We start from the raw sequence: 13,259 nt of genomic DNA, 5'->3' as shown, positions 1-13,259 counted from the left end.
ACACGCTCGCTTCGCTCACTGCTCAACCGGCGGAGGAGGTGGACCCGAGCGGCTTCATGACCTCGAGGCCACCGAGGTAGGGGCGCAGCGCCTGCGGCACGGTGACCGAGCCGTCCTCGTTCTGGTGCGTCTCCAGGATCGCGACGATCGCGCGCGTCACCGCGGTCAGCGTGCCGTTGAGCGTGGCGACCGGCGTCGTACGCCCCTCGACCCGGGTGCGGATGTCGAGGCGTCGCGCCTGGAACTCGGTGCAGTTGGAGGTCGAGGTGAGCTCGCCCCAGCCCTGGCGGGTCGGGATCCAGGCCTCGCAGTCGAACTTCCGCGACGCGCTGAGCCCGAGGTCGCCGGCCGCGGTGTCGATCACGCGGTAGCAGAGCTCGAGCTTGTCGAGGAACTCCTTCTCCCAGGCGAGCAGGCGCTGGTGCTCGGCGTACGACTCCTCGACGGTCGTGTAGACGAACATCTCGACCTTGTCGAACCAGTGCACGCGCCAGATGCCGCGGGTGTCCTTGCCGTGCGAGCCGGCCTCCTTGCGGAAGCACGGGCTGAACGCGGCGTAGCGCAGCGGCAGCGAGCCCGCGTCGAGGATCTCGTCGGAGTGGAAGGCCGCCATCGGCACCTCCGAGGTGCCGACGAGGTAGAGCTCCTCGCCTTCGATCCGGTAGACGTCGTCAGCGGCCTGTCCGAGGAAGCCGGTGCCCTCCATCGCGCGCGGGCGCACCAGCGACGGCGCGGCCGCCTGGACGAAGCCGGCGGCGCGGGCCTGGTCCATCGCCATGTTGACCAGCGCGAGCTGGAGCTGGGCGCCGATGCCGGTGAGGAAGTAGAAGCGCGAGCCGCTGACCTTGGCGCCGCGCTCGAGGTCGAAGGCGCCGAGCAGCTGGCCGAGCTCGACGTGGTCGCGCGGCTCGAAGTCGAACTCGCGGGGCGTGCCGACCTGCTCGAGGACGGTGTAGTCCTCCTCGCCGCCGGCCGGGGCGGCGTCGTCGGCGATGTTGGGGATCGCCTTCATCGCCTCGTCCCACGCGGCCTCGGCGCTCGTACGGGCCGCGTCGGCCTCCTTGACGCCCGCGGCGAGCTCCTTGACCTGCGCGAGCAGGGCCTGCTTCTCCTCGCCCTGCGCCTTCGCGACGAGCGCGCCGCTGGCCTTCTGCTCGGCGCGGCGGGCCTCGAAGTCGGCGATCGCCTGGCGTCGCGCGGAGTCGGCCGCCAGTGCCCGGTCCACCACGTCGTCGGACAGCCCGCGCTTGGCCTGGGCGGCGCGTACGCGGTCGGGGTCGTCACGGAGCAGGCGAGGGTCGATCACAGACAGAGGCTAGCCGGATGGGCGTGGGCCACAGCAATCGGTTTGGGCATACTTCGCGGGTGACTCCCGCCTCCCGCACCCGCAGCCTGACCTGGGCCGCCGTGGCCGCGCTGCTCTTCGGCGTCCTCGCCTACCTGGTGACCCGCGACCGGTCGCCCCTCGACACCTTCGACGTCGAGGGTCGTCGGCTCGAGGACTGGGCCGACGACCAGTCGGTGCTGATCGACACGCTGCGGGTGGTCGAGGTCGCCTTCGGCACCATCGGGATGACGGTCCTCACGGTCCTGCTCGCCGGCGCGCTCCTGCTGCGCCGCCAGCGCTGGGCGGCGCTGCTCGCGGTCGTGGTGATGCTCGTGACCTCGGTCGCCACCACGGGGCTCAAGCTGGGGCTCGGCCGCGACCGGCCCGACTGGCAGGACGCCCTGGGTCGCCACGTCAACAACAGCTTCCCGTCGGGGCACGCGTCCTCGGTCGCGGCCTTCTCGGCGATCCTCGTCATGCTGCTCGTGCTCTTCGTACGCCGGGCGAGCCTGCGGCGTACGGGGATCGCGGTGGTCGTGGCCTGGTGGCTGCTGGTGGGGGTGGACCGGGTGCTGCTCGGGCGCCACTTCCCGACCGACGTCATCGGCGGGGCGCTGCTCGCGCTGACGGTCTTCTTCCTGGCCCTGGCCTTCATCGACCCGCGGCCGCGCTCGACCGCGGCCAAGGCGGAGCCGTTGCCCGAGGTCTACGCCTCGGAGAAGCGGCTGGCGGTGATCCTCAACCCGATCAAGGTCGAGGACGTCGGCCAGTTCCGCGCGATCGTGGGCACGATGGCCAAGGAGTCCGGCTGGTCCGAGCCGACCTGGCAGTACACGACCGTCGAGGACCCCGGGACCGGCATGGCCGAGCGGGCCGCCGTCTCGGGCGCCGACCTGGTGCTGGTCTGCGGCGGCGACGGCACCGTGCGCGAGGTCTGCGCCGAGCTCGCCGGCACCGGCATCCCGGTCGGGATCATCCCGGCCGGCACGGGCAACCTGCTCGCCCGCAACCTCGACATCCCGCTCTACCTGCGCTCGGCGATCGACGTCGCGCTCAACGGCCAGGACCGGGCGATCGACCTGGTCAAGGTCGGCGGCGACGGCATCGAGGACACCCACTTCATGGTGATGGCCGGCATGGGCTTCGACGCCGCGATCATGGAGGGCGTCAACGAGGACATCAAGAAGAAGATCGGCTGGGTGGCCTACGTCGTCTCCGGCCTGAAGTCGCTGATGTTCCCCGCGATCAAGGTCGAGATCCAGATCGACGACCAGGAGCCCACCGTCCACCGAGCCCGTACGGTCGTGGTCGGCAACGTCGGCTTCCTCCAGGCCGGGATGCCGCTGCTGCCCGACGCGACGATCGACGACGGCATCCTCGACGTCGTGATCATCCACCCGCGGCAGTTCCTGTCCTGGATCACCGTGGCGATGCGGGTGCTCGCCAAGAGCACGATCGTCGACGAGACGCTCGACCGCCGCACCGGCTCCCGCGTGCGGGTCAGGGCGTCCTCCGACACCCCCCGCCAGCTCGACGGCGACTCCATCGGCGAGGGCCGCGAGCTGCACATGGAGTGCATCCACGGGCGGCTGCTGGTGCGCGTGCCGCGCTGAGGTTCGGAGGTGGCCTCAGGCGCCTGGGTGCTCGCTCCGCTCGCGGCTCAGCCGCCAAGAGGACGCGCGTGCTCGATCGCCTCCTCCTCCTCGGGCGAGAGCTGCTGCTCGCACGACCAGGAGGAGATCGACTTGGCATAGGTCCGGGCCTCGCTGCGGCCGTGGATCGAGGTGAGCACGACCCCGTGCCCGGCGTCGTCGAGCACGGCCAGGCTCCAGCTCAGGTGTCCGCCGACGTCGCCGAACGCGTCGTAGCGCACGACCGAGAGGTGGCGCAGCGCGTCGGCGCTCTCGGCCTTGAGGGCCGCGACCTCCTGCCGCAGGCCGTGGACGTCCTCGGGCAGCGCGTCGACGCCGTCCGCGGCGGGACGTGACGGCGTACGGCGGAGCGCGAGGCCGGCGACCACGCAGGCCACGGCGGCGAGGGCGACGGCAACGACATCGAGCATGGGGCGACCCTATGTTCGGGGGACGGTCACGGCCGGTCGGACACGGCCGGAGGTGACACACTCGCGGACGTGACTGCCCGACGGATCGCCTACCAGGGAGAGCCCGGCGCCAACTCCCACCTGGTCTGCCAGCAGGCCTACCCCGAGTGGGAGCCGCTGCCGTGCGCGTCGTTCGAGGACGCCTTCGCCGCCGTGGAGAGCGGCGAGGCCGACCTCGCGATGATCCCGATCGACAACTCGATCGCCGGCCGGGTCGCCGACATCCACCACTTCCTGCCGACCTCCGACCTGCACATCGTGGGCGAGCGCTTCCTCCGCATCCAGTTCTCCCTCATGGCGCTGCCCGAGGCGAGCATCGACTCGCTGCGCACCGTGCACAGCCACGTGCACGCCCTCGGCCAGTGCCGCGGCGTGATCCGCGAGCTCGGCCTCACCCCGGTGGTCGCCGGTGACACCGCAGGCGCCGCACGGGAGGTGGCCGAGTCGGGCGACCCGACCCAGGCCGCGATCGCGCCGCCGCTGGCCGCCGACATCTACGGCCTGAAGGTGCTGCGCGAGGAGATCGAGGACGAGGACCACAACACCACCCGCTTCGTGGTGCTCTCGCGCGACTTCGAGCAGGCGCCCAGCGGCGACGGGCCGGTCGTGACGACCTTCATCTTCAACGTGCGCAACCTGCCGGCGGCGCTCTACAAGGCGCTCGGCGGCTTCGCCACCAACGGCGTCAACATGACCAAGCTCGAGTCCTACATGGTCGGCGGCCACTTCACCGCCACCCAGTTCCTCGCCGAGGTCGACGGCCACCCCGACGACCCGCCGGTGCGCAACGCGCTCGAGGAGCTGGCGTTCTTCACCACCGAGGTCAAGGTCCTGGGCGTCTACCCCGCCGACGCCTTCCGGGCGGAGTGACTGAGACACTCGCGCGGTGATCGATCTCCTCGTGGTCGCCCTCGCCTTCGGTGCCATCTTCGTCGTCGAGCTCCCCGACAAGACGTTCATCGCCACGCTGGTGATGTCCACGAAGATGCGTCCGCTCTTCGTCTGGATCGGCGTCGCCCTCGCCTTCTTCGTCCAGACCGGCGTGGCGGTCGGGCTCGGCACCGCCGCGTCGTTCCTGCCCGACCAGCTCGTCCACGTCGTCGCGGCCCTGATGTTCGTGATCGGCGCGGTCATCCTGTTCCGCGCGGCCCGCACCGCCGACACCGACGAGGGCGCGCAGGAGGACGAGTACGCCGCGAAGGCCGACTCGGGCGCGCACGGCTTCAAGGTCGTCGCGACGTCGTTCCTCGTGCTCTTCGCCGCCGAGTGGGGCGACCTGTCCCAGCTGCTGACGATCTCGCTCGTCGCCAAGTACGACGACCCGGTGTCGGTCTTCCTCGGCGCGTGGGGCGCCCTGCTCGCCGTCTCCGGCCTGGCCGTGATCGTGGGCCGCCTGCTCCTGCAGCGCGTACGCCTCTCGGTCCTCCACTATGTCGGTGCGACGGTCTGCGTGTTCATGGCAGCCTTGACCGTGTGGGAGATGACACGCTGAGGCAGTCGGTCCACGACCGCTTCGTCGCCGTCAACGGCGACCACCCGATGACCGCGGAGGACGACGCCTACGTCCGCGCCCACTTCGTCCCGGCGAGCGTCGAGGCGCTGGAGCTGATGCTGGCCGACCGCCTGCCGCTGCCGTCGTACGTCCTCGGTGACGGCACGCCGATGGTGCCCGCCGACCACGGCAGACCCGCGGAGATCGCCGGCGGCATCGACCGGCTGCACGACTGGTTCGTCGCGTTCTGGGAGGGCGACCCCGAGACCGGCGAGCAGGAGTGGGTGGCGTACCTGTCCGGCCAGTACGTCTGTCTGCGCGAGGTCCTCCCGATGCGCATCAAGCACAAGGCCGAGCGGATCGCCGAGGCCGCGGCGGCCGTCGACCTCCTGCGCCGCGATCCGCACGACCCGGTCGCCCGCGGCATGCTCGGCGAGGCCGTGGACGGCGTGCTCGGCGTGCCCGGCCTCGACTCGATGCTGCGGCCGATGACGGCGTACGACCGGCTCCGCTTCGGCGGCCCGACCTCCCGCGAGCAGTGGGTCGACGCGCCCCGAGCGGAGTTCCTCACCCCGACCCCGCCGACCTGGCCGCTGCGCACCGAGCGGCTCGTGCTGCGTCCCTACGAGCCCGCGGACGCCGACGCCTTCGCCGTCGGGTGGGCGTCGGAGGAGTGGACCAGCCTGCTGCTGAGCCGGCCGATGAACCGCGCCGAGGTCGGCGAGATGGTCCGGCGCCGGACGGAGCTCGGGGACGGCTTGTTCATCAGCCTCGCCGTCGCCACCCAGGACGGCACCGTGGTCGGCGACTCGATGCTCCACCTCCAGGGCACCGGGCTCAGCGAGGGCGAGATCGGCTGGACGGTCCTGCCCGGGTTCGGCGGCCACGGCTACGCGACCGAGGCCGCGCGGGCCGTGCTGCGCCTGGGCTTCGAGCACTTCGGCCTGCGCCGGATCGTCGCCAACCTCGACGCCCGCAACGACCGCTCCGCCGCGCTCTGCGAGCGGCTCGGGATGCGGCGCGAGGTCGACCGGGTCGCGGACTTCTGGTCCAAGGGCACCTGGACCAGCTCATACGAGTACGCCCTGCTGCGCGAGGAGTGGGCCGCGGGCGCCTGAGCGCGCCGCACGAGAGCGATAGAGTCCGCGACATGGTCACCACCCCTCACGGAGCCGACAGCGAGGTCGGCCGCCTGGCCACCGTCATGCTCCACCGCCCCGGCAACGAGCTGAAGCGGCTGACGCCCCGCAACAACGACCGCCTGCTCTTCGACGGCATCCCGTGGGTGAGCCGGGCGCAGGAGGAGCACGACGCCTTCGCCGAGACCCTGCGCAACCGCGGCGTCGAGGTCCTCTACCTGACCGAGCTGCTGACCGAGACGCTGGAGAGCGAGCTGGCCCGCAACCACGCGATCACCAGCGCACTGTCCGGCCTGCACCTCGGCGACACCATGCGCCGCTACCTCGCCCAGGCGCTGCGCGAGTGCTCGCCGGCCGAGCTCACCGACGTGCTGACCGCCGGCATCCGCAACGACGAGGTCAAGGGCGGCCACGGCCTGGTGACCAGCCTGCTCGACCCGCACGACTTCCTCATCGACCCGCTGCCCAACCTGCTCTTCACCCGCGACTCCAGCGTGTGGGTCCGCGACCGCGTCGCCGTGACCAGCCTCGCGATGCCGGCCCGCAAGCGCGAGACGCAGCTGACCGAGCTGATCTACACCGAGCACCCGCGCTTCGCCGGCACCCGCAAGATCCACGGCTGGCACAACGAGCACGTGGAGGGTGGTGACGTGCTGCTGCTGGCACCCGGCGTGATCGCCGTCGGCGTCGGTGAGCGTACGACTCCCGCGGGCGTGGAGCGGCTGGCCCGTCAGGTCTTCCACGCCGACCTCGCCCACACCGTGCTGGCGGTGCCGATCGCGCAGGAGCGCGCCACGATGCACCTCGACACCGTCTGCACGATGGTCGACGTCGACAAGGTCGTGATGTACCCCAACGTCGCCGACACGCTCCGCGCGGTGACCGTGACCCTCGACGACCCGGGCTCGGGCGAGTCCGACCTGTCGCTGAGCGTCAGCGAGTCCGAGCCGTTCCTGGTGGCGGCGGCCAAGGCGATGCAGATCGACACGCTGCACCAGATCGACACCGGCCTCGACCCGGTCACCGCCGAGCGCGAGCAGTGGGACGACGGCAACAACACCCTGGCCCTCGCGCCACGGGTGGCGGTGGCCTACGAGCGCAACGACGAGACCAACGACCGGCTCGAGGACGCCGGCATCGAGGTCGTCCGGATCGCGGGCTCCGAGCTCGGCTCGGGCCGCGGCGGCCCGCGCTGCATGAGCTGCCCGATCTCCCGGGAGCCGCTGCACACCGACTGACGCCCCCGGCGTGGGTCGCTGGCACGACGACCCAGTGCACACCTGTTGACCGAATTCGTCCGCGGGGCATCACGTTCGCCCCGGTGGATCGTTGAGGTGGCATGACTGAGTCCATCCTCGAGGCCCTGCCGCCCGCCGACGCCGAGCGCGTCCTGGCCGCAGGTCGTGCGCTGACGCTCCCGCAGGGCTGGTCGCCCATCGCGGAGAGCACCCCCGCCGACAAGGCGTACCTCATCACTGCCGGTCGGGTGTCGGTCCGCAAGGGCGGCGTCGAGATCGCCACCCTCGGCCCCGGCGCCGTCGTGGGCGAGACCGCGATCGTGAACCGTACGCTCCGCTCGGCCACCGTGGTCGCGCTGACGCCGCTGAGCGTCGTGCACTTCACCAGCGAGAAGATCGAGGAGCTCGCCGACGAGATCCCGAGCTTCGGTGCCGCGCTGCGGGCCGCCGCCGCGGGGCGCGTGGGGCAGGGCTGAGTCCTTGGACGTGCCGTCCGACGTCGCGGAGGCGATGGAGGCCTACCTGCTCGGGCAGGCGCCGAGCCTGACGCGGGTCCAGGTGGCCGAGAAGGCAGGCGTGCCCCTCGACCTCGCGGTGACGCTGTGGCACCAGCTCGGCTTCCCGCACCACACCGACGACGACGTCGCCTTCGCCGAGAGCGACGTGGAGGCGCTGCGCCTGTCGGCCGAGCTGGTCCGGATCGGCATCCTGCCCCCGGACTCGCAGGCGGCGCTCGTCCGCACGTGGGGGCGGAGCTTCGCCCGGCTCGCCGAGTGGCAGACCACGCTGCTCGCCGGGCTGGCCGTGGAGGCCGGCGATCCCGCCGACGGCCTCACCGACCTCGCGACCGACGTGCTGCCGCGAGTCGAGGCGCTCCAGGCGTACGTCTGGCGCCGCCACCTCGCCAGCGCGACCCAGCACCTGCTGGAGGACGCCGGGACGCTCACCAGCAGCGAGGCGCAGATGTCGGTGTGCTTCGTCGACATCGTCGGCTACACCACGCAGAGCCGCAGCCTCGACGGCGCCGAGCTGGTCGCGTGGGTCGACGCCTTCGAGCAGGACACCACGACCCTCGTCGTCGACCGCGGCGGCCAGGTCATCAAGACGATCGGCGACGAGGTGTTGTTCACCGTGGCCGACCCGGTCGCCGCCGTCGAGGTCGCGTTGGCGCTGACCGCCCGCGGGGCCGACGAGGACGACCCGTTCCCGGCGGTGCGCGCCGGCGTCGCCCACGGCGCGGTCGTACGCCGCCTCGGCGACGTCTTCGGGTCGACGGTCAACGCCGCCTCCCGGCTCACCTCGGCCGCCCGACCCGGGTCGGTGCTCGTCGACGCGGGCGTGCACGAGGCCCTGACCGCGGATCACGACGGCGAGGAGGACTCACCGTGGCGCTGGCGACGCCTGCGCCGGGTCTCGGCCAAGGGGTTCAAGAACCTCGAGGCCTGGCGGGTGCGGGCCCGGCAGGCGGACGACTGACTGGTCCAGCACACCGTTGTCCGGCCCGCCGCACGAGGCGCACACTGGTGCTCATCGTCTTCAGGAGCACCGTCATGAGCATGTTGCGAACCATCAGGTGCGCGGTGGGCCTCCACAGCTGGGAGCCGCCCGTGGGGGACGTCGGAGGAGCCCACCACACCTGCCTCTACTGCGGCAGGACCAAGGCGGTCAACACCGGCCGCCCACCGGACGCGCACGACAAGTCGGGCATCCACTCCTAGGAGCTCGCGCGTCCTGCCCCAGGTCCTCGTCGGTGATCTCGCGGACGAGGCAGCTCCGGGCATGTGAAAGCCCGGTCGTTGTTGACGGGGGAAACAACAACGACCGGGCAGGAACGAATCTACTCCGCTCGTGAGCACCGGCACAACCGTTGGCCCGGTTGTGTTCGGCACGTGGCCGCTTGGTGGGCGGCCGGTGGAGCGCTGCTTACCGGATCGTCACCTGACGGTTGGCAAGTCCTGCCCGTGCCGACCGCTCGGCGGCGCTCAGGTCGCCGCCCTTCAGCGCCTCCTCGAGGTCGGCCGCGAACCGCGCGGCGGGCTCCTCGAGCACCTCGGCGCCGGTGCCGACCGGGAGGTCCCAGACCGGCGCCAGCAGGCCGTGGGCGCGGAACATGCCGACGAAGCGCGACCCCTCGGCGACCGAGTCCTGACCTGCCGCGTGCAGGCGCGCGAGCGCGTCGAGGAGCTGGTCCTCGGGGTGCGGCATCACCCAGCGCAGGTGCTCCTTGGTCCCGACGTTGGTCCAGTACGCCGCCTCGACCGAGGTGAGTCGGCTGGTCGGCATCACACCGCCGTTGGCCTGCTCGAGCGCGGCCTCCATGCTGGCGTCGCGCTCGGGGATGTCGTCGATCCAGTACTCGAAGCCGTCGTGGACGGTGATGTCGAGCGACTCGTCGGTGATCAGGTCCTGGATGCTCGGGCCCTCCCCGGGCGCCGACATCAGGCCGACGATGCCGGGCTCCTCGGTGGCCAGCGCGGCCTCGAGGACGGCGCCGAGGTCGCGGGCGGGGTTGCCGTAGGAGTGCTGGACCTGGAGGCCGAGCCAGACGTCGCCGGACTCGCGGACCATCGCCGGCGCGGCGCCGGGCAGGAGGGTCGCGAGGCGTACGGTGCGCTCGCCGTCCTTGAGGGTGAGCGGGGCGGTCGCCGCGGGGACCAGCTCGCGCAGCGCGATCACGTCGCACTCGCTCGGCATCCCCTCGAAGGGCCGGGCGACGAAGGTCGGTGCGGCGCCGCCGGCAGCACCGTGGCACGCCTTGTAGCGCTTGCCCGAGCCGCACGGGCAGGGCTGGCGGGGTCCGACCTCGCCGGCAGCGGGAGCGGACGAGGTGCGGGTACGGGACTTCTTGGCCATGACGAGAACCTATCGGCCGAGCAGCTCCAGCATGTAGGCCGGCCGGTCGCTGATGACGGCGGTCACGCCGAGGTCCAGGCAGATCTGGAGGTCCTCGGCGGTGTTGACGGTCCACACGTGGATCTCGCGCCCCGCCTTGACCAGGTGCCGGCCGAGCCCGGGGTGGTCGCGCAGCTCGTCGATGCCGGGACCGATGATCCAGTCGTCGCCGACGACCGGACGCAGCACCGGCCAGTGGTGCGCCTTGTCGACGAGCAGCACCACGTCGAGGTCCGGCGCCAGGCGACGGACCCGGCTGACCGCGTTGACGGAGAAGCTCATCACTCGGACCGGGGAGCCAGCGCGGTCCCACCCGAAGTCGCCGAGCGTCTCGACCAGCCGTCGCTCGACCAGCCCGCCGTAGCGGGTCGGGTGCTTGGTCTCGATGGCGAGCTCGACGTGCCGGTCGTAGTCGGCGGCCGTCTCCAGCAGCTTGCGCAGCGTGAGCACCTTGCCGTGCTCGGGGTCGCGGTCGGGCGCCTCGTCGTCGAGCTCGGACCACGGGTTCTTCCAGGAGGCGAAGTCGAGCTCGTCGAGCTCGGCGAGGTTCATCGTCGACACGAGGCCCGGCGTGGCGGCCGTACGCCGGAGGTCGCGGTCGTGGACGCACACGAGGTGGCCGTCCGCGGTCAGCCGGACGTCGCACTCGAGGGCGTCGGCGCCCTCGTCGAGGGCCTTCACGTAGGCCGCGAGCGTGTGCTCGGCCGTCTCGTGGCTGCTCCCGCGGTGGGCGACCACCTGCGGCCGGGTGGGGCGCGGGGGACGGCGGCGGATGCGCGGCGTACGACGCATGCGCTGAGCATGGCACGTCCGTCGGCCGGTCGGCGGGAGGTCCTCGCGGGTGCCCACATCTGGTGGGTGGTCTGGACCGCTCGGGCTACGAAAGTCGGATATCGGTCCGTCGCGCCCCCCGACCCGGCCATTCCGCCCCTCCGGACCCGCGGCGTGGCTAGCGTGCCCGGAGAACAGCGCCCGATCTTGTGCGTGTGGGGACACGCCGGGGTGCTGCGCGGGAGATGAGGACAGCCATGAGCACCACTGTGCAGTCGCGCCGCAACGTCGTGCGCACCGTCGCCTGGACCGTGCCGGTCGTCGCGGCCAGCACCGCCGTCCCGGCGTACGCCGCGTCCTGCGGCAGCACGTCCTACGCGTGGCGCCTGGACTGGGCCGACAACACCACCAGCGACGCCTTCACCACGAGCTACTCGGTCGCGAAGCCGGCCGGCGCCAACGCCGTCCACGTCGGGACCGCGGTGGTCACCGGCCCGTCGGGGAGCAGCCCGGTCACCGTGACCTTCAGGAACTCCGTGGTCGGCGCGGACCGGCGCCACGCCACCAACCTGACGGTCGAGAACACGGCGAACATCGGCAACCTCGGCGCGCAGGAGCGCGGGCTGCTGCTGTGGAACACCGACATCCTCGAGGGCCGCAACGCCAGTCGCCAGGTGGTCGAGGTGACCTTCTCACGAGCGGTGAGCAACCTCCGGTTCACCATCACCGACATCGACTCCAACGACCAGCGCGGGTCGGGCAACGACTACCGCGACCAGGTCGAGCTGACCGGCGTGCGCACGGCCGTCGCCACGAGCCGCGTCGGCGGCGGGTCCTACGTCGTGGGCTCCGGCACCCAGGCCTCGCCCTGGCAGATGTACGACGACGACATCCCCGCCGCCGACAGCGCCGACGACCGCGGCAACCTCGCCGTCACCTACCCCGGGCCGGTCAGCAGCTTCCGGCTCGACTACTGGAACGCCTCGGGCAACGGCCAGCAGGCCGTCTTCCTCGGCGACTTCACCTTCGACGCGCTCGGCTGCTGACCCCACGTCGGCCCGAGCCCCGCGTGTCCCCACGACACGCCCGGCGAGCGGTGCGTGGGGCCCTGCACAGCACAACCCCACCCACGCCTCACGCACCGCTCACCACTCACGACTCCACCCGTCGCCCACCGCCCCCGGCTGGGCGGCGGTGTCATGCTGAACGCCATGCCGTGGGTAGCCCAGTACGTCGTCGCCGCCGTCGTGTTCTGCGTCCTCGACCTCGTCTGGCTCGGCACCATCGCCGAGGACCTCTACGCCCGCCACCTCGGCGACCTGCTCGCGCCGTCGCCGGACGTCGGTGCGGCGTTCGTCTTCTACGCCCTCTTCGTCGCCGGGCTGGTCTACTTCGTGATCCACCCGGCCGTGGCAGCGGGGTCGTGGCGGCGCGCCGCGGGGGCCGGGGCGTTCTTCGGCCTCGTCACCTACGCGACGTGGGACCTCACCAACCTCGCCGTGATCCGCGACTTCCCCGCCGCCCTCGTCCCGGTCGACCTGGCCTGGGGGACGTTCCTGGCCGCCGCCGTGTCGACCACGACGTACGCCGTGGTGCAGCGGCTGCCGGCCTGGGCGCGCAGCGCCTGACCTCACTGGTGGACGTTAGGTGCAGACAGGAGTAGGCCTCTTGTCTGCACCCCGGGTCCGCCAGGTCACTGCCAGGCTGACCGAGTCGCCCTTCATGGGATGACCTGGCTGAGAGTTGCAGGGCCTGGTGGCCCGGGACGTGCAGATCGGCCATAGGGCTTTGCGCCACGTGGCCCTCGCGGGCTGCCGGAGCGCCTCAGTGAGCGACCGACAGTCACGTCCCGGACCGGAGTGCTTGATCCGTGGGCTGACGGAAGGAGCACCCGAAATGAAGGCTACGCCCACTTTTGCGGGGATCGACTGGTCCTGGCAGCACCACGCGCTGTGCATCGTCGACAACGACGGACAACGCATCGAGGAAGCGACCGTGTCGCACACGCGACCTGGCCTGGCGAAGATCACCGCCTTACTGCGCCGCCATGGCGTGGACCGGGTCGGGATCGAACGCGGCGATGGTCCTGTGGTTGAGCACCTGATCCGTGACGGATTCCAGGTCTTCGTCATCAGCGCACGACAGGTGAAGTCCCTGCGCGCCCGCTACGGCTCAGCAGGTCCTGGCCCACCCCGACGGCCCGATCTTCCAGTCCCTGCCCCGCGCCGGCACCGTCCGCGCCGCCACACTCCTGGCCGAGATCGGAGACTGCCGCGCCCGGTTCCCCGACGCCGCGTCC

15 protein-coding genes and 1 pseudogene are annotated in these 13,259 nt (G+C 71.8%); 12 read left to right on the top strand and 4 right to left on the bottom strand.

All coding sequences use genetic code 11. The features are described from left to right. Window positions 1-22: 22 nt before the first annotated feature. Complete coding sequence (gene serS, locus IEZ24_RS19615; RefSeq protein ID WP_129456781.1) at window positions 23-1,306, bottom strand: serine--tRNA ligase; 1,284 nt, start codon at window positions 1,304-1,306, stop codon at window positions 23-25. Between the two features lie 59 nt (window positions 1,307-1,365). Between serS and IEZ24_RS19610 the strand changes: the two genes are divergently transcribed. Beyond that, window positions 1,366-2,940: a YegS/Rv2252/BmrU family lipid kinase gene (locus IEZ24_RS19610; RefSeq protein WP_242498596.1), complete on the top strand. Its 1,575-nt coding sequence runs from the start codon at window positions 1,366-1,368 to the stop codon at window positions 2,938-2,940. 47 nt (window positions 2,941-2,987) lie between these two features. Here the strand turns inward: IEZ24_RS19610 and IEZ24_RS19605 are convergent, their stop codons facing one another. Further along, the gene (locus IEZ24_RS19605) at window positions 2,988-3,389 is read right to left on the bottom strand and encodes a DUF4446 family protein (protein WP_129456783.1); all 402 of its coding nucleotides are present in this window, start codon (window positions 3,387-3,389) and stop codon (window positions 2,988-2,990) included. A gap of 69 nt (window positions 3,390-3,458) precedes the next feature. Here IEZ24_RS19605 and IEZ24_RS19600 point away from each other — a divergent pair, with 69 nt between their 5' ends. From IEZ24_RS19600 to IEZ24_RS19570, 7 genes are all read left to right on the top strand, one after another. After that, window positions 3,459-4,298, top strand: a complete 840-nt coding sequence (locus tag IEZ24_RS19600) for a prephenate dehydratase (protein WP_129456784.1) — start codon at window positions 3,459-3,461, stop codon at window positions 4,296-4,298. A 16-nt stretch (window positions 4,299-4,314) separates the two neighbouring features. Continuing rightward, the gene (locus tag IEZ24_RS22480) at window positions 4,315-4,920 is read left to right on the top strand and encodes a TMEM165/GDT1 family protein (protein WP_242498597.1); all 606 of its coding nucleotides are present in this window, start codon (window positions 4,315-4,317) and stop codon (window positions 4,918-4,920) included. Beyond that, window positions 4,902-6,038, top strand: a complete 1,137-nt coding sequence (locus tag IEZ24_RS19590) for a GNAT family N-acetyltransferase (RefSeq protein ID WP_165356200.1) — start codon at window positions 4,902-4,904, stop codon at window positions 6,036-6,038. The genes IEZ24_RS22480 and IEZ24_RS19590 overlap by 19 nt, the downstream gene beginning before the upstream one ends. 32 nt (window positions 6,039-6,070) lie before the next feature. Then, complete coding sequence (locus IEZ24_RS19585; RefSeq protein WP_129456785.1) at window positions 6,071-7,297, top strand: arginine deiminase; 1,227 nt, start codon at window positions 6,071-6,073, stop codon at window positions 7,295-7,297. Between the two features lie 101 nt (window positions 7,298-7,398). Further along, window positions 7,399-7,773 (top strand): Crp/Fnr family transcriptional regulator, encoded by a 375-nt coding sequence (locus IEZ24_RS19580; protein WP_129456786.1) that lies wholly within the window; start codon window positions 7,399-7,401, stop codon window positions 7,771-7,773. Between the two features lie 10 nt (window positions 7,774-7,783). Beyond that, entirely contained in the window at window positions 7,784-8,773 is a 990-nt protein-coding gene (locus IEZ24_RS19575; protein ID WP_242498598.1) for an adenylate/guanylate cyclase domain-containing protein, read from the top strand. Window positions 8,774-8,847: 74 nt separating this feature from the next. Next, complete coding sequence (locus IEZ24_RS19570; protein ID WP_165356201.1) at window positions 8,848-9,015, top strand: hypothetical protein; 168 nt, start codon at window positions 8,848-8,850, stop codon at window positions 9,013-9,015. Window positions 9,016-9,220: 205 nt separating this feature from the next. On the opposite strand, the gene IEZ24_RS19565 is transcribed toward IEZ24_RS19570, so the two are convergent. Further along, complete coding sequence (locus IEZ24_RS19565; protein WP_129456787.1) at window positions 9,221-10,150, bottom strand: DUF5926 family protein; 930 nt, start codon at window positions 10,148-10,150, stop codon at window positions 9,221-9,223. A gap of 9 nt (window positions 10,151-10,159) precedes the next feature. Then, window positions 10,160-10,981 carry a glycerophosphodiester phosphodiesterase family protein gene (locus IEZ24_RS19560; protein WP_129456788.1) on the bottom strand — a complete coding sequence of 274 codons (822 nt, stop codon included), beginning with the start codon at window positions 10,979-10,981 and terminating at the stop codon, window positions 10,160-10,162. A gap of 236 nt (window positions 10,982-11,217) precedes the next feature. Here IEZ24_RS19560 and IEZ24_RS19555 point away from each other — a divergent pair, with 236 nt between their 5' ends. The 4 genes and pseudogenes from IEZ24_RS19555 to IEZ24_RS22585 form a co-directional block, all read left to right on the top strand. Further along, the gene (locus IEZ24_RS19555; RefSeq protein WP_129456789.1) at window positions 11,218-12,006 is read left to right on the top strand and encodes a hypothetical protein; all 789 of its coding nucleotides are present in this window, start codon (window positions 11,218-11,220) and stop codon (window positions 12,004-12,006) included. Between the two features lie 165 nt (window positions 12,007-12,171). After that, window positions 12,172-12,588: a DUF2177 family protein gene (locus IEZ24_RS19550; protein ID WP_129456790.1), complete on the top strand. Its 417-nt coding sequence runs from the start codon at window positions 12,172-12,174 to the stop codon at window positions 12,586-12,588. A gap of 268 nt (window positions 12,589-12,856) precedes the next feature. After that, window positions 12,857-13,069: pseudogene (locus tag IEZ24_RS22590) on the top strand (IS110 family transposase); the annotation flags it as partial. A 73-nt stretch (window positions 13,070-13,142) separates the two neighbouring features. Beyond that, a partial coding sequence (locus IEZ24_RS22585; protein WP_191192887.1) for a transposase occupies window positions 13,143-13,259 on the top strand: 117 nt, incomplete at its 3' end.

The organism is Nocardioides ganghwensis, from assembly GCF_014779655.1.
Lineage (GTDB): Bacteria > Actinomycetota > Actinomycetes > Propionibacteriales > Nocardioidaceae > Nocardioides > Nocardioides ganghwensis.
Note: the sequence above shows the minus strand (reverse complement) of the source record. Positions and strands in the feature narration are given on the sequence as shown.